Annotated in this window: 25 protein-coding genes; 4 read left to right on the top strand and 21 right to left on the bottom strand. The window is 62.9% G+C overall.

What is annotated here, in order from left to right:
- Positions 1 to 25: 25 nt before the first annotated feature.
- The 3 genes from ACFMPD_RS03435 to ACFMPD_RS03425 all read right to left on the bottom strand — a co-directional run bounded on the left by ACFMPD_RS03435 (position 26) and on the right by ACFMPD_RS03425 (position 3,160).
- Positions 26 to 1,150 (bottom strand): ABC transporter ATP-binding protein, encoded by a 1,125-nt coding sequence (locus tag ACFMPD_RS03435; protein WP_380991833.1) that lies wholly within the window; start codon positions 1,148 to 1,150, stop codon positions 26 to 28.
- A 107-nt stretch (positions 1,151 to 1,257) separates the two neighbouring features.
- Complete coding sequence (locus ACFMPD_RS03430; protein WP_380991831.1) at positions 1,258 to 2,379, bottom strand: hypothetical protein; 1,122 nt, start codon at positions 2,377 to 2,379, stop codon at positions 1,258 to 1,260.
- A 1-nt stretch (position 2,380) separates the two neighbouring features.
- The gene (locus ACFMPD_RS03425) at positions 2,381 to 3,160 is read right to left on the bottom strand and encodes an SDR family oxidoreductase (protein WP_380991829.1); all 780 of its coding nucleotides are present in this window, start codon (positions 3,158 to 3,160) and stop codon (positions 2,381 to 2,383) included.
- A 118-nt stretch (positions 3,161 to 3,278) separates the two neighbouring features.
- Between ACFMPD_RS03425 and ACFMPD_RS03420 the strand changes: the two genes are divergently transcribed.
- The 4 genes from ACFMPD_RS03420 to ACFMPD_RS03405 all read left to right on the top strand — a co-directional run bounded on the left by ACFMPD_RS03420 (position 3,279) and on the right by ACFMPD_RS03405 (position 7,909).
- The gene (locus ACFMPD_RS03420; RefSeq protein ID WP_380991827.1) at positions 3,279 to 4,886 is read left to right on the top strand and encodes a peptide chain release factor 3; all 1,608 of its coding nucleotides are present in this window, start codon (positions 3,279 to 3,281) and stop codon (positions 4,884 to 4,886) included.
- A 69-nt stretch (positions 4,887 to 4,955) separates the two neighbouring features.
- Positions 4,956 to 5,915, top strand: coding sequence for a glycosyltransferase family 2 protein (locus ACFMPD_RS03415; protein ID WP_380991825.1), 960 nt, complete (start codon positions 4,956 to 4,958; stop codon positions 5,913 to 5,915).
- 154 nt (positions 5,916 to 6,069) lie between these two features.
- Positions 6,070 to 7,539, top strand: a complete 1,470-nt coding sequence (locus tag ACFMPD_RS03410) for a DEAD/DEAH box helicase (protein WP_380991823.1) — start codon at positions 6,070 to 6,072, stop codon at positions 7,537 to 7,539.
- 148 nt (positions 7,540 to 7,687) lie between these two features.
- A complete protein-coding gene (locus ACFMPD_RS03405; RefSeq protein ID WP_380991821.1) occupies positions 7,688 to 7,909 on the top strand; it encodes a tautomerase family protein in 222 nt (73 codons plus the stop codon).
- Between the two features lie 2 nt (positions 7,910 to 7,911).
- Here ACFMPD_RS03405 and ACFMPD_RS03400 read toward each other — a convergent pair whose 3' ends face one another.
- From ACFMPD_RS03400 to ACFMPD_RS03315, 18 genes are all read right to left on the bottom strand, one after another.
- A complete protein-coding gene (locus ACFMPD_RS03400) occupies positions 7,912 to 9,579 on the bottom strand; it encodes a ribonuclease J (RefSeq protein WP_380991819.1) in 1,668 nt (555 codons plus the stop codon).
- A gap of 4 nt (positions 9,580 to 9,583) precedes the next feature.
- Positions 9,584 to 10,357: a type III pantothenate kinase gene (locus ACFMPD_RS03395; protein WP_380991817.1), complete on the bottom strand. Its 774-nt coding sequence runs from the start codon at positions 10,355 to 10,357 to the stop codon at positions 9,584 to 9,586.
- An 11-nt stretch (positions 10,358 to 10,368) separates the two neighbouring features.
- Positions 10,369 to 11,118, bottom strand: coding sequence for a biotin--[acetyl-CoA-carboxylase] ligase (locus ACFMPD_RS03390; protein WP_380991815.1), 750 nt, complete (start codon positions 11,116 to 11,118; stop codon positions 10,369 to 10,371).
- Positions 11,119 to 11,185: 67 nt separating this feature from the next.
- Positions 11,186 to 12,625: an NADH-quinone oxidoreductase subunit NuoN gene (gene nuoN / locus ACFMPD_RS03385; RefSeq protein ID WP_380991813.1), complete on the bottom strand. Its 1,440-nt coding sequence runs from the start codon at positions 12,623 to 12,625 to the stop codon at positions 11,186 to 11,188.
- A gap of 13 nt (positions 12,626 to 12,638) precedes the next feature.
- Positions 12,639 to 14,180, bottom strand: a complete 1,542-nt coding sequence (locus ACFMPD_RS03380) for an NADH-quinone oxidoreductase subunit M (protein ID WP_380991811.1) — start codon at positions 14,178 to 14,180, stop codon at positions 12,639 to 12,641.
- Positions 14,180 to 16,372, bottom strand: a complete 2,193-nt coding sequence (nuoL, locus tag ACFMPD_RS03375) for an NADH-quinone oxidoreductase subunit L (protein ID WP_380991809.1) — start codon at positions 16,370 to 16,372, stop codon at positions 14,180 to 14,182. The genes ACFMPD_RS03380 and nuoL overlap by 1 nt, the downstream gene beginning before the upstream one ends.
- 7 nt (positions 16,373 to 16,379) lie before the next feature.
- Entirely contained in the window at positions 16,380 to 16,685 is a 306-nt protein-coding gene (gene nuoK, locus ACFMPD_RS03370; RefSeq protein WP_008208630.1) for an NADH-quinone oxidoreductase subunit NuoK, read from the bottom strand.
- 75 nt (positions 16,686 to 16,760) lie between these two features.
- On the bottom strand, positions 16,761 to 17,363 hold the full coding sequence (locus tag ACFMPD_RS03365; protein ID WP_380991806.1) for an NADH-quinone oxidoreductase subunit J: 603 nt from the start codon (positions 17,361 to 17,363) through the stop codon (positions 16,761 to 16,763).
- Positions 17,360 to 17,770, bottom strand: a complete 411-nt coding sequence (locus ACFMPD_RS03360) for a carboxymuconolactone decarboxylase family protein (RefSeq protein ID WP_380991804.1) — start codon at positions 17,768 to 17,770, stop codon at positions 17,360 to 17,362. The genes ACFMPD_RS03365 and ACFMPD_RS03360 overlap by 4 nt, the downstream gene beginning before the upstream one ends.
- Positions 17,767 to 18,261, bottom strand: a complete 495-nt coding sequence (gene nuoI, locus ACFMPD_RS03355; protein ID WP_380991802.1) for an NADH-quinone oxidoreductase subunit NuoI — start codon at positions 18,259 to 18,261, stop codon at positions 17,767 to 17,769. Before nuoI ends, ACFMPD_RS03360 begins: the two co-directional genes overlap by 4 nt.
- 1 nt (position 18,262) lies before the next feature.
- Complete coding sequence (locus tag ACFMPD_RS03350) at positions 18,263 to 18,460, bottom strand: hypothetical protein (RefSeq protein WP_380991800.1); 198 nt, start codon at positions 18,458 to 18,460, stop codon at positions 18,263 to 18,265.
- Positions 18,461 to 18,462: 2 nt separating this feature from the next.
- Entirely contained in the window at positions 18,463 to 19,500 is a 1,038-nt protein-coding gene (nuoH, locus tag ACFMPD_RS03345) for an NADH-quinone oxidoreductase subunit NuoH (protein WP_380991799.1), read from the bottom strand.
- Between the two features lie 227 nt (positions 19,501 to 19,727).
- Complete coding sequence (gene nuoG, locus ACFMPD_RS03340) at positions 19,728 to 21,749, bottom strand: NADH-quinone oxidoreductase subunit NuoG (protein WP_380991797.1); 2,022 nt, start codon at positions 21,747 to 21,749, stop codon at positions 19,728 to 19,730.
- A 3-nt stretch (positions 21,750 to 21,752) separates the two neighbouring features.
- On the bottom strand, positions 21,753 to 22,163 hold the full coding sequence (locus tag ACFMPD_RS03335) for a DUF5333 domain-containing protein (protein WP_380991795.1): 411 nt from the start codon (positions 22,161 to 22,163) through the stop codon (positions 21,753 to 21,755).
- Positions 22,164 to 22,285: 122 nt separating this feature from the next.
- Positions 22,286 to 22,714, bottom strand: a complete 429-nt coding sequence (locus ACFMPD_RS03330; RefSeq protein ID WP_380991793.1) for a hypothetical protein — start codon at positions 22,712 to 22,714, stop codon at positions 22,286 to 22,288.
- 16 nt (positions 22,715 to 22,730) lie between these two features.
- Positions 22,731 to 23,147: an MAPEG family protein gene (locus tag ACFMPD_RS03325; protein ID WP_380991791.1), complete on the bottom strand. Its 417-nt coding sequence runs from the start codon at positions 23,145 to 23,147 to the stop codon at positions 22,731 to 22,733.
- An 8-nt stretch (positions 23,148 to 23,155) separates the two neighbouring features.
- Entirely contained in the window at positions 23,156 to 24,454 is a 1,299-nt protein-coding gene (gene nuoF / locus ACFMPD_RS03320) for an NADH-quinone oxidoreductase subunit NuoF (protein WP_380991789.1), read from the bottom strand.
- 6 nt (positions 24,455 to 24,460) lie between these two features.
- On the bottom strand, positions 24,461 to 24,694 hold the full coding sequence (locus ACFMPD_RS03315) for a DUF5337 domain-containing protein (protein ID WP_380991787.1): 234 nt from the start codon (positions 24,692 to 24,694) through the stop codon (positions 24,461 to 24,463).
- Positions 24,695 to 24,721: the final 27 nt, after the last annotated feature.

Raw genomic sequence — 24,721 nt, 5'->3', positions numbered from 1 at the left:
TGGCCGCGGTCCGCGTGTCCCAGGCTCAGGCCGGAAACACGAAACACCTGTCCCGCCGAATGGTCAGCCACATCACCTTGCCTTCATGCGGCAGGAACACGTTGGGCACCGTCGCCTTCAGCACCGAACCGTCGTAATCCATGCAAAACTCGATCAGGCTTTCATGCCCCATGAACCGAGCCCGCTGCACCACACCGCGTGCCGCCACGCCATCGGTCGGCGTCGGTAACGGCCCGATACCCGCCCGGTCGAAATCGATGCGCACATGCTGGGGCCGAAAGACGATATCGACATCGGTGCCGTCGGGTACGCCGGGGGCCAGGAACTGGCCGAACGGGGTTTGCGCCAGAGCACCGTTGACCTGCGCCCGCAACACGTTGGCATCGGAAAAGAACGCCACGGCGGCCCGATCCACCGGGCGGGTATAGACGTTGTAAGGTGCGCCCTGCTGAACGATCCGGCCATCGCGCATCAGCGCGATCTCGTCGGCCATGCGCATCGCCTCTTCGGGTTCGTGGGTGACCAGCAGGACGGCGGTGTCCTCTTCCTTGAGCAGGCTCAGGGTCTCGTCGCGAATGCCGTCGCGCAGCCGGTTGTCCAGCCCGGAAAACGGTTCATCCATCAGCATGATGCTGGGGCGCGGCGCCAGCGCACGGGCCAGCGCCACGCGCTGCTGTTCGCCGCCGGACAATTGATGCGGATAGCCGTCGATGAACTGGATCAGATCGACCCGTTCCAGCAACTCGACGACCCGGGCGCGTTTCTCGTCCTTGCTGCCGCTCAGTCCAAAAGCGACGTTGCCGGCCACGCTGAGATGCGGAAACAGCGCAAAATCCTGAAACATCAGGCCGATACCGCGGCGTTCGGGCGGCACGCGAAATATCGTGTCGCAGACCAGCTTGCCATCTACCCAGATTTCGCCGCTGTCCTGCATCTCGACACCGGCGATCATTCGCAGCGTGGTCGACTTGCCGCAGCCGGAGGGGCCCAGAAGGCAGGTAACCTGCCCCGGCATGATCGATAGCGATACGTCATTCACCACGATACGGCCCTGAAACCGGCGTTTCAGGTTGCGAATTTCCAGCCGCGGTGCGGCGGCCCCCGCAACCGGGGCCGGCTTGGTCTGGGCATGCAGGGTCTTGGATTGCACCGTTGGGCCTCATTGCCTGTACCCGATCAAATTCATCGGGCTTCTGCGCAGATAACAACCCCGCCGCAGCGGCGCAAGCACCCAGCCCGCCGCCCGAGGCGGAACCATCAGGCCGGTCGCAACTCAAAGCCGGCGCTGGCCAGAGTACGCCCATTGACCTGCAGATCGATACGATGCGTGCCGGGATGCAGCCGATAGGTCGTGGCCTGACCGCGCAACGGCAGCGTCCGCTCCAGGTCAACGCGGCGACCGGCGGGCAGTTCAAGCTGTTTCACCTTGAACACCCGGGGCGACAGCCGGCCATCCGCACGCCGCCGCCACAACACCACATCCACCATCGCCGCAGCCTCTTTGGGCGCGCACAGCGCCACCCGCAGCGCCAGTTTTCCACCGATATCCGCATGTGGCGGAACCTCAAAGGCCACCACGTCGATTGTTGCGCCCGGATCAAATCCCAGCATGGCCAAGGCGCGCGGGTTGCCCGCCTTGATCAGGCCGCGCAGCGCGTGGCGGGTCATCCAGGCCCGCTCGACAGGGTCCTGCCCGCCCCGATCGGCCCAGTCCGACAACCGGTCCATTACCAGATCCGGTCGGGTCCGGCAGATGTCATTCAGATGATTGGCCACCGACCGGGTGACATAGCGGGTGGGATCGGCATGCAACCGATCCAGCAATGGCAACGGAGTGGCCACGTCCAGCCCGATCTTGTGCCCCCAGGGCAACCGCGGACGGGTGCCTTCGCTGACCAGACGGCGCACGTGGTAATTGTTATGCCGGCTCCAGTGCCGCAGACGGGCGAGAACCTCGTCAGGCCAGCGGTTCAGGAACGGGCGCAGCGCCCATTCCATCGAGAACCGCTGGGTAATATCGCACAACAGATCCAGCGCCAGGTCCGGCGTGTCCAGCCCGCGCATCACCACCAGTTCGCCCAGCGGCGCATAGATGAAATCGCCGAAATCACCGTCGGTCAGGGTCGGATCCAGGGGCGGCGGCAATGCCGCCCGCAAAACCGGCGCAATCTCGGACAGCGGCCCCGGCAATTGCCTGTCCAGACAGGCGGCGATCCAGGCCATGCGCTGTTTCAGCTCGAGTTCCGGCAGCCGCGCCATGACCTGCGCCTGAAAACCCGGGCCGTCAAAGCCCGGGTCGGCAGCCGTGAACCGGTCGGCCAGTTGCCGCACCTTGCAGGCGTTGTAGAACCGATCCTTGAGCGCCGTTCCTGCCGCCATGTCACATGGTCAGATTGGTGGCGCCGCCATCCAGCAGGATGTTCTGCCCGACGATGAACCCGGCATGCTGGCTGCAGAGAAAGGCGCAGGTGGCGCCGAATTCGCCGCGCGTGCCATAGCGCCCGGCCGGAATCGACGCCGCGCGCCTGTCGCGGGCCTCTTGCACGCTGATATTCTGCGCCTTGGCCACACCATCATCCAGCGACACCGCCCGGTCGGTGTCATGGATGCCCGGCAGCAGGTTGTTGATGGTGACGCCGTGGCCGGCCACTTGCCGCGCGGTGCCGGCGACATACCCGGTCAACCCGGCGCGGGCCGAATTGGACAGGCCCAGCACCGGGATCGGTGCCCGCACCGCCTGGCTGGTGATGTTGACCACCCGTCCCCAGCCGCGTTCGATCATCCCCGGTACCAGCGCCGTGATCAGCGCGATCGGCGCCAGCATGTTGGCGTCCAGCGCCTTGATGAAATCCTCGCGCTCCCAGTCGCTCCACATGCCCGGCGGCGGCCCTCCGGCATTGTTCACCAGGATATCGACCGCCCCGGCGGCGGCGATCACGCTGGCCTGACCGTCCCGGGTCGCGACATCGGCGGTAACCGTGGTCACCGTGACCCCATGCGCGTCGCGAATGGCCTGCGCTGCGACCTCCAGCGCCTCGGTGCCGCGCGCATTCATCACCAGGTCGACCCCGGCCTCGGCCAGCGCCTCGGCGCAGCCCAGCCCCAGCCCCTTGCTGCTGGCGCAGACCAGCGCGCGTTTTCCGGCAATTCCCAGATCCATGTTGACCCCTCCGATCCTGTTGCGGCCCGAGTATGACCCGCGCGCCCAAAAAGGCCAGCGGTTCCCGCCGCGCCCGCCATTCTTGCGCTTGCCGCAATCCTTACCTATACGCCCGGACATGTTGGACACCGCTGCAAACCGCCCAGACCTGCCGCCCGAAATCGCGCGGCGCCGCACCTTTGCGATCATCTCGCACCCGGACGCGGGCAAGACCACGCTGACCGAGAAATTCCTGCTCTATGGCGGCGCCATCCAGATGGCCGGACAGGTGCGCGCCAAGGGCGAGGCCCGACGCACCCGGTCGGATTTCATGCAGATGGAAAAGGACCGGGGCATTTCGGTCTCGGCCTCGGCGATGTCGTTCGATTACAACAGCTTTCGGTTCAATCTGGTCGACACGCCCGGGCACAGCGACTTTTCCGAAGACACTTATCGCACCCTGACGGCGGTGGATGCGGCGGTGATGGTGATCGACGGTGCCAAGGGGGTCGAGAGCCAGACCCAGAAACTGTTCGAGGTCTGCCGGCTGCGCGATCTGCCGATCCTGACCTTTTGCAACAAGATGGACCGCGAAAGCCGCGACGTCTTTGAAATCATCGACGAGATTCAGGAGAACCTGGCCATCGACGTGACCCCGGCCAGCTGGCCGATCGGTCAGGGGCGCGATTTTCTGGGCTGCTATGACATCCTGCGCGACCGCCTGGAACTGATGGACCGGGCCGACCGCAACAAGGTGGCCGAAAGCATCGAGATCAAGGGGCTGGATGACCCGGCCCTGGCCGAACACGTACCGGCGCAGTTGTTGGATCAACTGCGCGAAGAACTGGAAATGGCGCGCGAATTGTTGCCCGCGCTGAACCCGCAGGCGGTGCTGGAGGGGCATATGACCCCGATCTGGTTCGGTTCGGCGATCAACAGTTTTGGCGTCAAGGAACTGATGGACGGAATCGGGCAATACGGCCCCCAGCCGCAACCCCAGACCGCCAACCCAAGACAGATTTGTCCAGAGGAAACAAAAGTTTCCGGCTTTGTCTTCAAGGTTCAGGCGAACATGGACCCCAAGCATCGCGACCGCGTGGCCTTTGTGCGCATGGCCTCGGGGCATTTCCGGCGCGGCATGAAACTGACGCATGTGCGCAGCAAGAAACCGATGGCGATCAGCAACCCGGTGCTGTTTCTGGCCAGCGACAGGGAACTGGCCGAAGAGGCCTGGGCCGGAGACATCATCGGCATTCCCAATCACGGCCAGCTGCGCATCGGCGACACGCTGACCGAAGGCGAGGCGCTGCGCGTCACCGGTATTCCCAGCTTTGCACCGGAACTGCTGCAGGGGGTGCGCGCGGGCGATCCGATGAAATCCAAGCACCTGGAAAAGGCGCTGATGCAATTTGCCGAGGAAGGCGCGGCCAAGGTATTCAAGCCCAGCTTTGGATCGGGCTTTGTGGTCGGCGTCGTCGGCGCGCTGCAATTCGAGGTTCTGGCCAGCCGGATCGAGCTGGAATACGGCCTGCCCGTGCGGTTCGACAATTCGCAATTCACCTCGGCCCGCTGGGTCAGCGGCGAAAAACCCGCGGTCGAGAAATTCGTCGCCGCCAACAAGCAGCACATCGCCCATGACCATGATGGCGACATCGTCTATCTGACCCGGCTGCAATGGGACATCGACCGGATCGAACGCGACTATCCCGACGTGCGGCTGACCGCCACCAAGGAAATGATGGTCTGACGGCGCGGCGGTCTTGACGCCCCCCCGCTGCGCTGGTTGGCTGCGGGTCCACATCCGGGAGAGCGCGCGATGGACAAATGGGGCCTTGTCGCCACCGTCAAGGCGCCGGTGGACGAGATACTGGCCTTTGCCGCCCATCACATCGAGCTGGGCGCGCACCGGCTCTACCTCTATCTTGACACGCCGGAACCCGCAGCCTTTGCCCATCTAAAGGCCCACCCCAAGGTTCGGGTGTTTGACTGCGATGCCGCGCATTGGCGAAAACTGGGCAAGGCACGGCCGAAAAAGCATCAGGTCCGGCAATGCCTGAACGCCACCCATTGCTATGCCCGCCCGCCCGAGGTGGACTGGCTGGCGCATATCGATGTGGACGAATACCTGTGGCCCGATGTGCCGCCGGGCGGTCTGCTGGCGGCGCTGCCCGCCGATTGTTTCTGCGCCCGGGTCCGCCCGATCGAGGCGCTGGACGGATCCGGTACGGCGTTCAAGGGGTTCATCCCGCCCGGTCCGCAGCGCGACGCGATCGTGCAACGCCTTTACCCCGAGTTCGGGCGCTATGTGCGGGGCGGATTTCTCAGCCATGCCGCCGGCAAGCTGTTTCTGCGCACCGGCCTGCCGGACGTGGCCTTTCGCATCCACAATGCCCAGGCCGGGGCGGCGCGGAATCCCGGCGAACAGGAACTTGAAGGGGCCGCGCTGTGCCACCGCCACGCCCGCAGCTGGTCGCATTGGATCGCGGCCTATCGGTACCGGCTGCAGCAAGGGTCCTATCGGGCCGATCTGCCGTCGAACCGGAGCGATGTATCCTTTGGCCTGTCGTTGCACGAGCTTCTGACCGGACTTGCGGCGCGGGAGGGCGAACCCGGCCTGCGGCGGTTCTATGATGAATTCTGCGCCGACACGCCGGCGCGCCGCGCCAGCCTGCGGGCCGAAGGGCTGTTGCGCCTGTGCGACCTGAACCTGGACGCGAAACGCCGGAAACATTTTCCGGCCTTTGACGACACTGGCTCCCTTCGGGAAACAGAATGAAAATAATGGCACCGGATCACGGCATTGTTTGACCGCAGCCCGGCTTTTTGCTAAGGCACGCGAACGAGCCAGCATGCGCACAAGCGCAGGACCAGTGGGGTCCGGCTCCGATCAGACGGCGGGCCGGAACAGTGTCCGCAAAACACGGACACACATGACAAAATTTTCTGAACTGAACCTCAATCCCAAGGTACTCAAGGCCATTGACGAGGCCGGTTACGAAACCCCGACGCCGATTCAGGAAGGCGCCATCCCGCCGGCCCTCGAAGGCAAGGATGTTCTTGGCATCGCGCAGACCGGTACCGGCAAGACCGCCAGCTTTACCCTGCCGATGATCACCATGCTGGCCCGCGGCCGCGCCCGCGCCCGGATGCCGCGCAGCCTGGTGCTGTGCCCGACCCGGGAACTGGCGGCCCAGGTGGCCGAGAATTTCGACACCTATGCCAAGCATGTCAAGCTGACCAAGGCACTGCTGATCGGCGGCGTCAGCTTTGGCGAGCAGGACAAGCTGATCGACAAGGGCGTCGACGTTCTGATCGCAACACCGGGCCGGCTGCTGGACCATTTCGAACGCGGCAAGCTGTTGTTGACCGGGGTTCAGATCATGGTGGTGGACGAGGCCGACCGGATGCTGGACATGGGGTTCATTCCGGATATCGAACGGATTTTCAGCCTGACGCCGTTTACCCGCCAGACGCTGTTCTTTTCCGCTACGATGGCACCCGAGATCGAACGCATCACCAACACCTTTCTGTCGGCGCCGACCCGGATCGAGGTGGCGCGTCAGGCCACCACCGGCGAGAATATCGAACAATGCGTGGTGATGTTCAAAGGCAGCCGCAAGGACCGCGAAGGCAGCGAGAAACGCAAGCTGCTGCGCGCGCTGATCGACGCAGAGGGCGAAAAATGCACCAACGCGATCATCTTCTGCAACCGCAAGACCGATGTGGATATCGTCGCCAAGAGCCTGAAGAAATACGGCTATGACGCGGCGCCGATCCATGGCGATCTGGATCAGAGCCAGCGCACCCGCACGCTGGACGGATTCCGGGATGGCACGCTGCGGTTCCTGGTGGCCTCGGATGTCGCCGCGCGCGGGCTGGACGTGCCCAGCGTGAGCCACGTCTTCAATTTCGACGTGCCGGGTCATGCCGAGGATTACGTGCACCGGATCGGTCGCACCGGGCGTGCGGGCCGGGATGGCAAGGCGATGATGATCTGCGTGCCGCGCGACGAAAAGAACCTGGTCGATATCGAACGGCTGGTTCAAAAAGAAATCCCGCGCCTGGACAGTCCGCTGAAATCGACCCGGCCCGATCCCCAGGGCGGCGCCGAGGACGAAGACCGGAAACCGGCCAAACGCGCTCGCGGCCCCAGGCGGACAGCGCGGCCGGACGAGGCGACCGCTCAAACCGAGTCGCCGGACAACAAAGCGCCAGACGCCGCCGCCGCGGCCAACGCCCCCCAACCGGTCGACGAGCAGCCCCGGCCGGCCAAGGAGCGCAGCGAGTCGCGCGGCCGGTCCGGACAGCGCGCCTCTGGCAATGGCAACAGGATCGTTGGCATGGGCGACCATCTGCCCAGCTTCATCGCGCTCAGTTTCGAGGAACGCCGGGCGGGGTGACGCCGAGGCGTGCTCGCCCTTCCAATCGCCGCTCGGATACAATCGAACCAGATCGGTTTGATATCCCGAGCAGCGACAGAACATTGAAACGCTGCACGATCCTGCAATAGATTGTCCCCACCGCCGATACCGGCGACAGGAGAACAACATGCCCCTGATCGACATACAGGTTCTCGAAGACGTCTTTAGCGCCGAGGAAAAGGCGGCCATGATCGAAAAGGTGACCGACGCCTTCGCCGAAGTTGCGGGCGGGCGCATGAAGGCCGCCACCTCGGTGCGAATTCACGAAGTCAAAAGTGGGTCCTGGGGATACGGCGGCAAGCCGCTACGCACCGAGGATGCAAAGGAAATGCGCCGCGACAACGGCTGACACTACCGCATCCGGCTGATCACCACTGTCACTTCGGGTTTCTTGCCGATCTCGGTCTGGGCGGTCTTGCGCGCGATCCGGCGCAGCTCTTGTTCCAGACGGTCGTCATCTTTTAGCGTCTTGCGTCCGGCGCGCCCCAGAAACTGGCCCAGATCCTCTTCCAGCACCTCGACCAGCAATGCATTCGAACTGCCGGTTTCGGGCAAACCCATAATATCGCACCAGGGATCACCCAGCGGTTCGTCCTGTTCATCCAGTATTGCGGTCACGGTGATATGGCCGTTCAGCGCCATGCGGATGCGATCGCGCACCACGCCGTCCAGCGCGCCGATCTTGACACTGCCGTCCAGATAGGTGCGGCCGGTTTCGACATATTCGGCCACCGTCGGGGCATTGCCCGACAGGTCGATCATCATGCCGTTCACAGCCACGACACCCTGCATGCCCCGGGCAATGGCCAGCTTTGCATGGGCGCGCAGATGCCGGTGTTCGCCATGCATCGGGATCACCATCTGGGGGCGCACGATGTCATGCAGCCGTTCGATATCCGGGCGGTTGGCATGGCCGGACACGTGATAGCGCCCGGTGCTGTCATCGACCACATCGACCCCCATTTCACTGAAGGCATTGATGATCCGGATCACGCCGCGTTCGTTGCCGGGAATGGTTTTCGAGGAAAACAGAAACAGGTCGCCCTCTTTCATCTCCAGCCCGCGATACTTGCCGCGCGCCAGTTGCGCGCTGGCGGCGCGGCGTTCGCCCTGGCTGCCGGTCACCAGCAGCATCAGATTGCCGCGCGGGACATCCTGGGCGGCCTCGGCATCGATCACCGTGGGAAAGTCGGACAATACCCCGGTTTCCAGCGCCGCGTCGACCATCCGCCGCATCGCCCGTCCCAGCAAAACGATCGAGCGTCCTGCCCGCTGCCCCGCCTCGGCCAGCGTCTTGACCCGCGCCACGTTGCTGGCAAATGTGGTGGCCACCACCATGCCGTCGGCTTCGGACACCAGTTGTTCGATGGCCGGGCCGACGCTGAGTTCCGAACGCCCCGGATCGGGCGAAAAGACGTTCGTCGAATCGCAGATCAGGGCGCGAATGCCGTTTTTGCTGACCTCGGCCCAGAGATCCGGATCAAAGGGTTCACCCACGACCGGAGTCGGGTCCAGCTTGAAATCGCCGGAATGGATCAATCGGCCATCGGGCGTGTCGATGACCAGGGCCGCGCTTTCCGGGATCGAATGCGAGATCGGCAGAAAGCCGATGCGAAACGGCCCCGCCGTCACCTGCTCGGGCCAGGCCGAGACCGTGCGCACGGCCGTTTCGGGATGCCCCTGCTCGGCCATCTTGGCCCGGGCGATATTGGCGGTGAAACTGCGCGCATAGATCGGCGCCCTGAGATCGGAATAGGCATGCGCCACCGCGCCCACGTGATCCTCGTGGGCATGGGTGATGAACACCGCATCCAGGCGGTCGGCGCGGTCCTTGAGCCAGGTCAGGTCCGGCAGGATCAGATCGACCCCCGGCGTGCCATCCATGTCCGGAAAGGTCACCCCGAGATCGACCAGAACGAACCGCTCGGCACCCGGCGCCCCATAGCCATAGAGATAGGCATTCATGCCGATTTCCCCTGCGCCCCCAAGCGGCAGGTAGATCAAACGTTCACTGGTCATGCGGTCAGCCGTTATCCTTGTTGAATTGGTGGATCACGGTCAGACCGTGCATTGTCAGGTCTTCTTCCAGCACCTCGAAGAGGTCGGCGCTTTGCTGGAACAGCGGCGCCAGCCCTCCGGTCGCCACGACGGTCATTGCCCGTCCGCGCTCTTCCTTGATTCGGGTGCAAATCTCGCGGACCAGTCCGATATACCCCCAATACACGCCGGACTGGATACAAGCCACCGTATTGCTGCCGATCACGGTCTGCGGATTGGATATATCCACATGCGGCAGCGCCGCCGCCGCCATATGCAACGCTTCGAGGCTGAGATTGACGCCCGGCGCGATCACGCCACCGATATAGGCGCCATCCTCGGACACCACGTCAAAGGTGGTGGCGGTGCCGAAATCGACCACGACCAGATCGCCGCCATGCCGGTCATAGGCACCGGCCGTGTTAACCAGCCGGTCAGGACCCACATAGGTGCCGGTGTCCACCCGCGGCGGATGCGGCAACAGGCATTCCGGCTTGCCCACGACCAGCGGTCGGCAACCAAAGAACCGGTCGGCAAAGACCCGCAGGTTGAACACCACGCGCGGCACCGTCGAACTGATGATCACGTCGGTGATGTCGGCCTCGATCCCGTAATGCTTCACCAGCGTCGAATACCAGGTGAAATACGCATCCGCCGTCCGGGCGTGATGGGTCGATGTGCGCAGGGTGCATAGGAACCGTTTACCGTCCCAGATCGAGAAAACGGTGTTGGTGTTGCCGCAGTCAATGGCCAGAAGCATGGGCGCCTCCCTTAGAAATAGACATCCGCCGCCGGAATGCTCACGCGCCCCTGGGCCGTTTCCAGAACCAGGTTGCCCTGCCCGTCCACCGTCTCGAAACGCCCTGTGGTCTCGGATGTCGCGGTGCGGGCGCGGATCTGCTGGCCCAGACGGGCAGCGCGGGTCAGCCAGGCAGCGCGGATCGGCTCGAACCCGTATGTGGTGAATTGCAGTTCGTGCCTGGCATAGGCAGCGGCCAAATGGGTCAGAAAGGTTTCTGGATCAACGTCGCTGCCGGTCTCCGACAACAGCGACACCGGCCGCATCGCCCCCGGCTCGACCGCCTCGGGCGACGGCGCCTCGGCCAGGTTGACGCCAATGCCGATGCCCAGATAGCTCAGGTTGCCACCGCGACCGGTGCTTTCCAGCAGAATACCAGCCAGCTTTCCGCCGTTCAGCAACACATCATTGGGCCATTTCAACTGCAACCCGTCGCTGCGCCCGATCACCGCGACGCAGGCATCATACAGCGCCAGCGCCGCGACAAAGCTGCGCAGTGCTGCCTGGGCGGCGGGTTCATGCGGTTTCAGCACCAACGTCGCGGCCAGATTGCTTTGCGGATTGCTCCAGCCGCGCCCGCGCCGTCCGCGGGCAGCCGTCTGATTTCGGGCCAGAATCCATTCGGGTCCGGCCAGATCCGGCGCGATGCGTGCGGCCTCGTTCAGGGTCGAGTCCACGCTGTCCAGAATACGCAGACCGTAGCCGTCGGGCCAGTGCGTCATGACACGGTCTCAGCCAGGAACCGGTTGCCGTCCGGCAACCGGAACGCCCGATCCAGTCGCATCGGGCTCAGTTGACCAGCGTTGCCGCTGCCGCCGCAGCCGCGTTTTCGACGCCGAACATGTTGACGATGCCCAGCAACATCACCGTGGCGGATGCCATCAAAAAGCCCAGCAGCACCGGCGACCGGTTGTTGTCCAGTTCTTCGCCCGCCTGACCGAAATACATGTAGTAGACGATGCGCAGGTAATAGAACGCTCCGATCACCGAGGCGACCACGCCGGCCACAGCCAGCCAGGCCAGCCCGCCCTCATAGGCAGCGCGCAGCACATAGAACTTGCCGAAAAAGCCCAGCATCGGCGGCACGCCGGCCATCGAGAACAGCAGGACCAGCATCGCCAGCGCCTTGCCCGGCTGGCTCTTGGACAACATGTTCAACGACTCGATATCGGTGACGGGCTGACCGTCCCGCTCCATCATCAGGATAAAGGCAAAGGTGCCGATATTCATGGTGACGTAGATCGAGATATAGATCAGCATGGCCTGCACGCCAAAGGCCGTGCCCGCAGCCAGGCCCATCAGCGCAAAGCCCATATGGGCGATCGAGGAATAGGCCATCAGACGCTTGATGTCACGCTGACCGATCGCCGCGACGGCGCCCAGGAACATCGACAGCAGCGCCAGCAGCGCAATCACCTGCTGCCAGTCGGCAACGGCAGCGCCAAAGGCGTCATGCAGCACCCGCGCAAACAGACCCATCGCCGCGACCTTGGGCGCAGTGGCAAAGAACGCGGTCACCGGCGTCGGCGAGCCCTGATAGACGTCCGGGGTCCACATGTGGAACGGAACGGCGCTGACCTTAAATGCCATGCCCGAGATCAGGAAGATCAGGCCGAACAGCAGACCCAGAGATACATCGCCATGATGTGCGGTCTGGATGATGCCCGAGAACAGCGTGGTGCCGGCATAGCCATAGACCAGCGACGCGCCGTACAGCAGCAGACCCGAGCTGAGCGCACCCAGCACGAAATACTTGAGGCCCGCCTCGGTCGAGGTCACGCTGTCCCGGCGCAGGGCGGCCACCACATACAGCGCCAGCGACTGCAGTTCCAGGCCCATATACAGCGACATCAGATCGCCGGCACTGACCATGACCATCATGCCGACGGCGGCCAGCGCCACCAGCAGCGGATATTCGAACCGCAACAGGTTGCGGCGTGCCATGTAATCCCGGCTCATCAGCAGCACCGATGCCGCCGACAGCAGGATCGCCACCTTGGCAAAGCGGGCAAACCCGTCATCGACGATCATACCGCCAAACCCGATTTGCGCGCCGCCGCTGCGACTGGCAATGAACATCGCCAGGATCACCATCAGGCCCGAGGTCACCCAGACCAGCGGCGTGGCCAGCCGGTCCTTGATGGTATAGGCGCCCGCCAGAAGCGCCAGCATGGAGAAGACGGCCAGAATGATTTCCGGCGCAATAATGGTCAGATCAGCCTGGATCATGCCCGCGGCCCCCTCAGTTCGATGCGTGCTGGGTGGCGGCCTCGGCCGCTGCCAGCGATGTGTCAAAGTTGCTGATCAGAGCCGTCGTGGACGGCCCGATGATATCGGTCACGATCGCAGGATAAACGCCCAGAAGGATGGTCATAACCACCAATGGTGCAAAGATCACCCGCTCGCGCCGCGTCATGTCGGTGATGGTCCGCAGGCTCTCCTTGATCAGATCGCCAAAGACCACACGGCGATACAGCCACAGCGCATAGCCGGCGCTGAAGATCACACCGCTCGCGGCGACTGCGGCCACCCAGGTGTTGACCTGGAAAACCCCCATCAAGGTCAGGAATTCGCCGACGAATCCGCTGGTGCCGGGCAGACCCACATTGCCCATGGTAAAGAACATGAACACCAGGGCATAGGCCGGCATGCGCACCACCAGACCGCCATAGGCCTCGATGTCGCGGGTGTGCATCCGGTCATAGATCACGCCGACGATCAGGAACAAGGCCGCTGAAATGAACCCGTGGCTGAGCATCTGAAAGATCGCGCCGTCAATGCCCTGCTGATTGAAGGCAAAGACGCCCATGGTCACGAACCCCATATGCGCGACCGAGGAATAGGCGATCAGCTTTTTCATGTCCTCCTGCACCAGCGCCACCAGAGAGGTGTAGACAACGGCGATGGCGCTCATCCACAGGACCAGCGGCGCCAGCACCTCGGACCCCACCGGGAACATCGGCAGCGAGAACCGCAGGAACCCATAGCCGCCCATCTTCAGCAGGATCGCCGCCAGAACCACCGAACCGGCGGTGGGCGCCTGCACGTGCGCGTCCGGCAGCCAGGTATGCACCGGCCACATCGGCATCTTGACGGCAAAGCTGGCGAAGAAGGCCAGGAACATCAGTGTCTGCATGCCGCCGACAATCTGGAAGCCCATCAGGTGGAACGTTTCAGAGGCGAACTGATGTGTCAGCAGCACTTCGATATCGGTGGTGCCTGCATCGGCGAACATGCCGACCATGGCGACCAGCATCAGCACCGAACCGAGGAACGTATAGAGGAAGAACTTGAAGCTGGCATAGATCCGCTCCTTGCCGCCCCAGATGCCGATGATCAGGAACATCGGGATCAGCCCGGCCTCGAAGAACAGATAGAACAGCACCAGGTCCAGCGCCATGAAGACGCCCAGCATCAGGGTTTCCAGCAGCAGGAAGGCCACCATGTATTCCTTGACGCGTTCGGTCACGTTCCAGCTGGCCAGAATGGTCAGCGGCATGATGAAGGTCGTCAGCATCACAAAGAGAACGCTGATCCCGTCGACACCCATCTTGTATTGCAGGCCCAGCAGCCATTCGGACTGCTCGACGAACTGAAAGCCGGTATTCGCCGGATCGAATTCGAAATAGATGCCCAGCGACACCAGAAAGGTCACACCGGTCGCGAACAACGCGACATATTTCGCGTTGCGCTGCGCCGCTTCGTCTTCGCCGCGCAGGAACACCAACAAAATCAGCGCCGCCAGTGCCGGGATGAAGGTGACAATGGAGAGTATATTGTCCATCAGTGCGCTCCTCCGCCGATCGACATCCAGGTGACCAGGGCGGCAATGCCCAGGACCATCCAGAACGCGTATGTAAAGATGAATCCGGTCTGAGCCCGCCCCGCAAGGCGGGTAAAGAAGGGCACGATCCCCATGGCCACACCGTTGAGGAAACCGTCGATGACGCTGCCGTCACCGCGTTTCCACAGCGCGCGGCCCAGGCCCAGGGCCGGCTTGACGAAGATCACGTCATAGACCTCGTCAAAATACCACTTGTTCTTGAGGAACAGGTACAGCGGACGCTGGTTTTCTGCCAGTCGGCCCGGCAGGGACGGATTCACGATGTAGAACCAGATGGCCATGAACAGTCCGCCCAGCATCGCGACAAAGGGCGAAACCTTGACCCAGGCCGGGGCCGCATGGGCATCGTCCAGAACCGTGTTGCCTTCGCCGAAATAGATCGCGCCTTCGCCCGGTTTACCGGCGAATACATAATGATGTTCGCCCTCGGCGGCCGCGGCGTCGCCATGACCCGCATCCTCTTGGGGTGCAGCGGCGTGATCTGTGGTCGCGGCAGGTTCGCCGTGGCCGTCATCGGCAGCGCCATGGCTGTCCGCGGCAGGTGCCTCGGCATGTCCATCCGCAGCGGTCACAGCATGCGCGTCGCCATGTGCGCCGGCCTCGGCATAGGGGATGCCGTAGAATTTGGCGACCTTGTCGGTATGGCCAAAGAAGCTGCCGTACCAGATCATCCCGGCGAACACCGCGCCAAAGCTCAGCACTCCCAGCGGGATCAGCATAGACATCGGGCTTTCATGCGCGTGCTCATGGGTATGCTTGTCGCCCCGCGCCTCGCCAAAGAAGGTCAAGAAGATCAGACGCCAGCTATAGAAACTGGTCATCGCAGCGGCAACCACCAGCAGCCAGAAGCCGAAATCGGATCCGCCGGCCCAGGCGCTTTCGATGATCGCGTCCTTGCTGAGGAACCCGGCAAAGCCGATCGAGGTCAGCGGAATGCCGACACCGGTGATCGCCAGCGTGCCGATCATCATCGCCCAATAGGTCTGCGGGATACGTTTGCGCAGGCCGCCATAGTTCATCATGTCCTGTTCGTGATGCATGGCGTGGATGACCGAACCGGCACCGAGAAACAGCAGCGCCTTGAAGAACGCGTGCGTGAACAGGTGGAACATCGCCGCTGAATACATGCCGACGCCCGCCGCCACGAACATATAGCCCAGCTGGCTACAGGTCGAATAGGCGATCACCCGCTTGATGTCGGTCTGAACCAGACCCACCGTCGCGGCAAAAAACGCCGTCAGCGCACCCAGAACGGTGATGAAGGTCGTCGCTTCCGGCGCGAATTCCATCAGAGGCGACATGCGGCACACCAGGAAGACGCCCGCCGTCACCATGGTCGCGGCGTGGATCAGGGCCGACACCGGGGTCGGGCCTTCCATCGCGTCCGGCAGCCAGGTGTGCAGGATCAGTTGTGCCGATTTGCCCATTGCACCGATGAACAGCAGGAAGGCGATCAGATTGGCCGCGTTCCACTCGCTCCAGAGAAAGGTCAGCTGGGTCTCTGCCAGCGTCGGCGCGGCGGCAAAGATGTCATCCATGTTGATACTGTCGACCAGAAAGAACAGGCCAAAGATACCCAGCGCAAAACCGAAATCGCCGACCCGGTTCACCACAAAGGCCTTGATGGCGGCGGCATTGGCGGTGGGCTTGCGGTAATAGAAACCGATCAGCAGATAGGATGCGACCCCCACGCCTTCCCAGCCAAAGAACATCTGCACCAGGTTGTCCGAGGTGACCAGCGCCAGCATCGCAAAGGTGAAGAAGGACAGATAGGCAAAGAAGCGCGGTTTATAGACCTCGCCCTCTTTCCACTGCGGGTCCTTGTCCATGTAGCCAAAGCTGTAGAGATGCACGAGGCTGGACACCGTGGTGATCACGATCAGCATGATCGCGGTCAGCCGGTCCATGCGGATCGCCCATTCGGTTGCCAGTGAGCCGCTTTCGATAAAGCGCAGGACCGGAATCTGATGGGCAACGCCGTCAAAACCCACGAAAACCGCCCAGCTGAGCAGCGCCGCCAGGAACAGCAGCCCGGTCGAGACCCAGAGGGCCGCGGTTTCACCGATGAATTTCCAGCCGAACCCGCAGATCAGCGAACCGACGAGCGGGGCAAAGAGGATGATGGTTTCCATGGTGCTCTCAGCCCTTCATCATGTTGATGTCTTCAACCGCGATGGTGCCGCGGTTGCGGAAGAAACAGACCAGGATGGCCAGCCCGATCGCCGCCTCTGCCGCCGCGACGGTCAGCACGAACAGGGTGAACACCTGCCCGACCAGATCACCGAGGAAACTGGAGAAGGCAACAAGGTTGATGTTCACCGCCAACAGCATCAGTTCGATGCTCATCAGCAGGATGATCACGTTCTTGCGGTTCAGAAAAAGCCCGAAGATGCCGATGACGAACAGCGTCGCCGCCACCGTCAGGTAATGTTCAAGTCCGATCATCTGTTCGTCCCACGTTCAATTTATGTTGCCGGAACAGGTGCGAGTTCCGGTCCGTTTTTTTTCGCCACAAGGCCGTTACAGGCCTTGCCCCGGCTTGACGTCCCTGAGTTCCATCGCCTTTGCCGGGTCGCGCATCATCTGCGCGATGATATTCTGCCGCTTGATGTCGGTGCGATGCCGCAACGTCAGCACGATGGCGCCGACCATCGCCACCAGCAGGATCAGTCCTGCCAGCTGGAACAGCAGGAAATACTGATCATACAGGATCAGCCCCAACGCTTCGGTGTTGTGCCGGTCCAAAGGCGGGATTTGGGCACGCAAGTCCATGGCCGCATGGCTGCTTTCCCAGGCCCCAAAGGCCATCACGAACTGCATCAGGATCACCAAGCCGATCAGCAGCGCCAATGGCATGTATTTCGCCATTTCCGCCTTGAGCTCGGCAAAATCCACATCCAGCATCATTACCACGAACAGGAACAGCACCGCCACGGCGCCGACATAGACGATGACCAGCAGCATCGCCACGAACTCCGCGCCCAACAGCACGAACAGCCCCGCCGACGAGATGAAACTGAGGATCAGCCACAGCACAGAATGCACCGGCTGCCGGCTGACCACGGTAAAGAACCCGCCGGCAATCACGCTGATCGAAAAGAGGTAAAAGGCAAATACGCTCATGTCTGGTCGTCCTCTGTCTCGCCACCCATGGCCTCTTGCGCCAGTTCCAGCGCGCGGCTCATGGCCGGAATGCCGGCAAAGACCGACATCTGACCGATCGTTTCAACGATCTCTTGTTTGCGCGCCCCCGCCGCGACGGCGTGGCGCACGGTCTGACGCACGGCCGTGTCGGCCTGCGCGCCCTGCATCGTCAGCCCGGCCAGCGTGATCAGCAGCCGGGTCTTGGCATCCAGCCCCTCGGTGTTGACCGCATTACCAAAGACCATCTCCATGACTTCCTTGGGGATGGTCGGCCACAGGGCCTCGAACCCCTTGGGCGAGAAATTCTCCATGGCCGGGTTAAAGGCCTTGGCCATGTCCTGGGCTTGTTTCAGCATGGCTTCGAACGGGTTCTGTGCGTCGTTCATCGGTACGGTGCATCCAGTTCCAGGTTGCGGGCGATCTCGGCTTCCCAGCGCTCGCCATTTTCCAAGAGCTTGGTCTTGTCATAGAACAGCTCTTCGCGGGTCTCGGTGGCGAATTCGAAATTCGGCCCTTCGACGATTGCATCGACCGGACAGGCCTCCTGGCAGAAGCCGCAATAGATGCACTTGGTCATGTCGATGTCGTATCGCGTGGTCCGGCGGCTGCCGTCCTCGCGCGGTTCGGCATCGATGGTGATCGCCTGCGCCGGGCATATCGCCTCGCAAAGTTTGCAGGCGATGCAACGTTCCTCGCCGTTGGGATAACGGCGCAGTGCATGCTCGCCGCGAAAGCGCGGCGACAGGGGACCCTTTTCATGCGGGTAGTTCAGCGTCGCCTTGGGGGCGAAAAAGTACTTGAGACCCAGCTTCATGCCGATGACGAAATCCCAAAGCAGGTAATATTTGGCGGCGCGGCCATAATCGATCTGCGTCATGTCAGTCTCCCTGATCCTGCGCATGCAGTTGCATATAGGCCCAGGCGGCCAGCGCAGCAGTCACACTGCGCGCATCGGCCGGGCGTTTTTCACCGTTTTTCACGTCGGGGTCTTTCATCTCGAACTCACCGATCAGATAGGTCGCCAGGGCGTTCAGCTCCGGTTCGCCCGCCGCCCGGATATTTTCAGCCAGCGACACGTTCAGCCCCCTGCGCCCCAGCGCGCAAAGGCACCCCAGAACCAGTCGAATTTGGCGGCAAAGGACACGAAAACCACCCAGACCAGGCTGAACGGCAGGAACACTTTCCAGCCCAGGCGCATCAGTTGGTCATAGCGGTAGCGCGGGGTGATCGCCTTGACCATGGCGAAGATGAAGAAGAAGAACGCCATCTTTCCGACCATCCACAGAACACCGTCGGGCAGACCCGGGATCGGCGACAGCCAACCGCCAAAGAACAGCAGGCTGGTCAGGGCACACATCAGGAAGATCGCGATATATTCCCCGGCCATGAACAGCAGGAAGGGCGTGGCGGAATATTCCACCTGATACCCGGCCACCAGTTCGCTTTCCGCTTCGGGCAGGTCAAAGGGCGGGCGGTTGGTCTCGGCCAGGGCCGAGATGAAGAACAGGAACACCATCGGGAAATGCGGCAGCCAGTACCAGCTGAAGAAGCCATAGCCTCCGTCCTGCGCCCGTACGATGTCACCGAAATTCATGCTGCCGGTCGAGATGATCACACCGATGATGATCAGGCCGATCGAGACCTCATAGCTGATCATCTGCGCGGCGGACCGCAGCGAGCCGAGGAACGGATATTTCGAGTTCGACGCCCAGCCGCCCATGATCACGCCGTAGACTTCCAGCGACGAGACGGCAAAGACATAGAGGATCGCGACGTTGATGTCACTGAGAACCCAGCCGTCATTGAACGGGATCACCGCCCAGGCGATCATCGCCAGCACGAAACTGGTCAGCGGCGCCAGCAGGAACACCACCCGGTCCGACCCGGCGGGCACCACGACCTCTTTGACAACATATTTCAGCGCGTCGGCTACCGATTGCAGAATGCCGTAGACGCCCACGACATTGGGTCCGCGTCGCATCTGTACAGCGGCCCAGATTTTTCGGTCGCCATAGACGAGGAAAAGCAACGAGATCATGACAAAGGCAACGACCGCAAGCACTTGCGCCAATATCAGCACAAAGATGCCGACCGGAGTGGAAAAGAATTCAGCCATAAGTCCTCACACCGTGGGTATTCTGTTTTCCGCGCAGCCGGCGACGACGATGTCTGCATCGATCGTATCCACACCGCGTGGCAGTGATGACGTTCTGGTGTAAACAGCATCTGCCGCCCACGCGCCACCCTCTACGTTTACATTTGTGCGCAAATGCCGCGCAATTCCGCCGCCACCGAATGGCGCGGACCGCATGACCGGTCGCAGGGATATCCGAACGCCACGGATCATTCCGCAGCAATCCGGGACTCGCCGCGGGCGCGGGCATTGGCCGACAGTTCGGCCATCAGCGTACTGGCCCGGGCAATCGGGTTCGTCAGATAGAAATCGCCGATCGCCGGCCGGAAACTGGCCTTGCCCAGCGGCGCGGATTCCAGCGCAACGACGGCGTTCTCGGGCACCTGGTCGATCTGTGCCAGATGCGGCACCTCGGCCACCAGGGTCTGCCGCAACGCGGCCAGCGAATCATAGGGCAACGCCGCGCCCAGCTCGGCCGACAACGCCCGCAGGATGGCCCAGTTTTCCTTGGCCTGACCGGGCGCGAACCCGGCCCGCTGCGCCAGTTGCGGACGGCCCTCGGTATTGACGAACAGCCCGGGCTCCTCGGTATAGGCGGCGCCCGGCAGGATCACATCGGCGCGATGTGCACCCCGGTCGCCATGGCTGCCCTGATAGATCACGAAAGCACCGGCGGCGATGTCGATCTCGTCGGCGCCCAGGTTGTAGATCACCTTGGCATCACCAATCGCGTCCATGCCGCGATCGTTGACACAGCCGGCATCCATCGCCCCGACGCGCGCAGCCGCTGTGTGCAGGATCATCAGGCCGCTCTGGGTGGCCTCGGCGATCTGTTGAGCGGTGGCCAGCACGGCAGCACCGTCCGCCTCTTGCAGCGCACCCTGCCCAACGATGATCAGCGAGGCACGCCCTTTGATCTCGTCATCTCCGCCCATGTCCAGAACCTGCTGCAACGCGGCGCGGTCATCGCCCACATGCGCGTATTCATAGGTCAGGTCGGCGGCGGGCCCGACCAGGGCCACATCGGCGCCCCGGCTCCAGGCCTTGCGGATCCGGGCGTTCAGCACCGGCGCCTCGATGCGCGGGTTGGTGCCGATCAACAGGATGCGTTCGGCGCTGTCGATATCCTCGATCGTGGCGGTGCCGACATAAGCGCCCCGGTTCCCCGCCGGCAGCTTGGCCCCGTCGGTACGGCACTCCACGACGCCGCCCAGACCCTCGATCATCTGTTTCAGGGCAAAGGCTGCCTCGACCGGCACCAGATCACCGACCAGTCCGGCAACCTGTTCCGCGCCCTTCAGCGCCTCGGCGGCCTTGCCCAGCGCCTCGGGCCAGGTGGCCGGGCGCAGCTTGCCGCCCTCGCGGATATAGGGCGTGTCCAGCCGCTGGCGGCGCAGACCGTCCCAGACAAAGCGGGTCTTGTCGGAAATCCACTCTTCGTTCACGCCATCATTGTTGCGCGGCAGAAAGCGCATGACTTCCCGGCCCTTGGTATCCACCCGGATGTTGCTGCCCAGGGCGTCCATCACGTCGATGCTTTCGGTCTTGGTCAGTTCCCAGGGCCGGGCGGTGAACGAATAGGGCTTGGAAACCAAAGCCCCGACCGGGCACAGATCAATCATGTTGCCCTGCATGTTGCTGTCCAGGGTCTGGCCCAGATAGCTGGTGATCTCGGCATCCTCGCCGCGCCCGGTCTGGCCCATCTGGGTGATCCCGGCAACCTCGGTGGTGTAGCGCACGCAGCGCGTACAGCTGATGCACCGGGTCATGTGGGTTTCCACCAGCGGCCCCAAGTCCAGATCGTCGGTGGCCCGCTTGGCCTCGCGGAACCGGCTGAAATCGACACCATAGGCCATGGCCTGGTCCTGCAGATCGCATTCGCCGCCCTGATCGCAGATCGGACAGTCCAGCGGGTGGTTGATCAGCAGGAACTCCATCACCCCTTCGCGGGCCTTCTTGACCATCGGGCTGTTGGTCTTGATCTCGGGGGCCTGGCCCTCGGGACCGGGGCGCAGATCGCGCACCTGCATGGCACAGCTGGCCGCCGGTTTCGGCGGACCGCCGACAACCTCGACCAGGCACATCCGGCAATTGCCGGCAATCGTCAGTCGCTCGTGATAGCAGAACCGCGGAATTTCGACCCCCGCCACTTCGCAGGCCTGGATCAGGGTCATCGCCCCGTCCACTTCCACTTCGGTTCCGTCAATGTTGATCTTGCGCAGGTCAGACATGGTCTATCTCGCCTTCAATAGCGCGCCGATCGCGCTGGATTTCGCAATTTCCGCACGTCCGAACGCGCAGAAGGTTTCTGGTTTGGCGTATGAAACACCGTTCTGGGTGAGATAGGTCTCGCCCTTGGCGCGCATCCGCGCCTTTTCCGCATCGGATTCGACATAGGCCCGGATCTCGGCATCCGAATAGCCCAGATCGTTGGCCCGGGCCCGCAGCCGCCAGGCCATGCCCACCGCCTTGAGCCGGCGGGCCGAAATGCTGCTGCACTTCTCGCTGATCTCATGCGCCACGGCGGCGGCAAAGATGATGTTCTCGATCTCGGGCACGTCCCGCAGCGACGGCTTGGCTTCGGCAGCCGCCAGCGGCGCGGCACAGATACCAACGGCCAACAGGCCGGCTTTCAGGGGGGGCATGGCATTTTCCTCCATTGTGGAGGGCGCAGCAGGAGCGCGGCACACGGCGCTATGCAATAACAACGGGCCTTTGGCGGGTCCGGCCGGTGCCCCTTGCGGGCATGGATATGCAGATGCGCCGCTCATGGGTCGCACCGGCCGCGAAAAGTGATGGCATCATCGGCAACCTGCAACCGGCCCGGCTCGGTTTCCGGACCGACCGACCAGTCGATCACCGAAGTGCCGTAATTCTCGATACAGTATTTCGTGCCTTCATAGCCCGCCGCCTGCCGCGCGCCGTCCAGCGAGCGCGAGACATCGAAGATTGTCGCGGTGAAATCGGCACGCGACACCTTTTTATCCACCGCCGCCGTCTTGGCCTTGAACACGACCCCGTCAAAGGCCACCGCATTGGCGTCGCGCCCGGAACAGCCTGCGACGACGATCAGCACTGCCGCGGCGCAGATCGCGGGCAGACCCGTGCTGCGTCTTGCCGCCCCCGATGCACCGGACAGAGCCGGGACGGAAGAATGTCCGGTCCAAAGCGGGTCCTTGGGGGATATGCGGTCCATCTCCACGTCGCGCCCTTCAGACCAGTGCCGCCAGAGCCAGAACGCCCAGGACCGCCAGGCACGCCCAGCCCGCAACATAGGAAAAGGTGCGCGGTCCATTGTACGGACTGCCCATCCCGCGCAAGTGAAAGATCAGCATCAAAACCCGCGAGACCAGAACCAGCGAGGCCAGCAAATTGACCCAGAAGACGCTGGCCCCGGCCAGGATCGCAACCGCCGTGACAGTCAGAAACGCCGGCAACGTCTCGGTGCCGTTCAGATAGGCGCGGTTCAGACGATAGGCCATATCACCATAATCCCCCGGCGGCGTTGCCCCCGGGGCCAGACCGGCCTTTTGCTTTTGGATCGCCGACAGCGGCGACAGAATCAGCACGATCAGCGCGAACAGCACCAGCGACGCCAGCGCGTGGGAATAAGCGGTGAACGTCTCCATCTGGCTGCCTACTCCGCTGCCACGGCGCTGACGCGCCCCGTGCGCTTGTGTTTGATACGGTCCTCGATCTCGTCGCGGAAATTCCGGATCAGACCCTGGATCGGCCAGGCCGCCGCGTCGCCCAGAGCGCAGATGGTGTGGCCTTCGACCTGTTTGGTCACGTCCAGCAGCATGTCGATCTCTTCGGGATCGGCATCGCCGGTGACGAGACGGTCCATGACCCGCATCATCCAGCCGGTGCCTTCGCGGCAGGGCGTGCACTGGCCACAGCTTTCATGCTTGTAGAACTTGCTGAGCCGCCAGATCGCCTTGATGATGTCGGTGTCGTTGTCCATCACGATCACCGCCGCCGTGCCCAGGCCCGACCGCTGCTCGCGCAGCCAGTCGAAATCCATGATGCATTCGTCCTTCATGATCTTGCCCGGCAGGCAGGGCACGGACGAGCCCCCCGGAATAACCGCCTTAAGATTGTCCCAGCCGCCGCGAATGCCGCCGCAGTGACGGTCGATCAGTTCTTCGAAACTGATGCTCATCGCCTCTTCCACGACGCAGGGATTGTTCACGTGGCCCGAGATGGCAAACAGCTTGGTGCCGGCATTGTTGGGGCGTCCGAAACCGGCGAACCAGTCGGCACCACGGCGCAGGATGGTCGGCACGACGGCGATGGATTCCACGTTGTTCACCGTGGTCGGACAGCCATAGAGGCCGGCCCCCGCCGGAAATGGCGGCTTCATCCGGGGCATGCCCTTCTTGCCTTCGAGACTTTCCAGCAGCGCGGTTTCCTCGCCGCAGATATAGGCACCGGCGCCGTGATGCAGGTAGAGATCGAAATCCCAGCCCGACCCGGCCGCGTTCGGCCCCACCAGCCCGGCGTCATAGGCCTCGTCGATGGCGTTCTGCAGCGCCTCTTTCTCGCGGATGTATTCGCCGCGGATATAGATGTAGCAGGCGTTGGCGTTCATCGCGAAACTGGCGATCAGGCAGCCCTCGATCAGCGTGTGCGGATCGTGGCGCATGATTTCGCGGTCCTTGCAGGTGCCGGGTTCGGATTCATCCGCGTTGACGACCAGATAGCTGGGCCGGCCGTCGCTTTCCTTGGGCATAAACGACCATTTCAGACCGGTCGGAAAGCCCGCACCGCCGCGACCGCGCAGGCCCGAATCCTTCATCTGCTGCACGATCCAGTCGCGCCCCTTCTGGATCAGCCCGGCCGTGCCGTCCCAGTGACCGCGCGCCTTGGCTCCGGCCAGGGTGCGGTCGTGCATCCCGTAAAGATTGGTAAAGATCCGATCCTGGTCTTTCAGCATGAGTGCCTACCTCTGGCTGTCCTGGCGCATGCGCCAGAGTTGGTAAATGTTGACCAATGCCCATACGAACGCCGCAAGAGAACCGAAATAGATCAGCATCTCGAAACGGGCGGGCAGGTGCAGGACCTGAACGATCCATGGCGCCAGGATCGCCGCCAGCCCACCCGCCGCAATCACCAATCCGGTGATACGGCCCTTGCGGGCAAAGCTTTTGTCCTGTTCCGTGTTCATCAGGTCCATTCTGTCTAATATCCGCCGGGCAGCCCG

It is taken from the genome of Sedimentitalea sediminis (assembly GCF_042687825.1).
In the GTDB taxonomy this organism is placed as follows: Bacteria; Pseudomonadota; Alphaproteobacteria; order Rhodobacterales; family Rhodobacteraceae; genus Sedimentitalea.
Note: the sequence above shows the minus strand (reverse complement) of the source record. Positions and strands in the feature narration are given on the sequence as shown.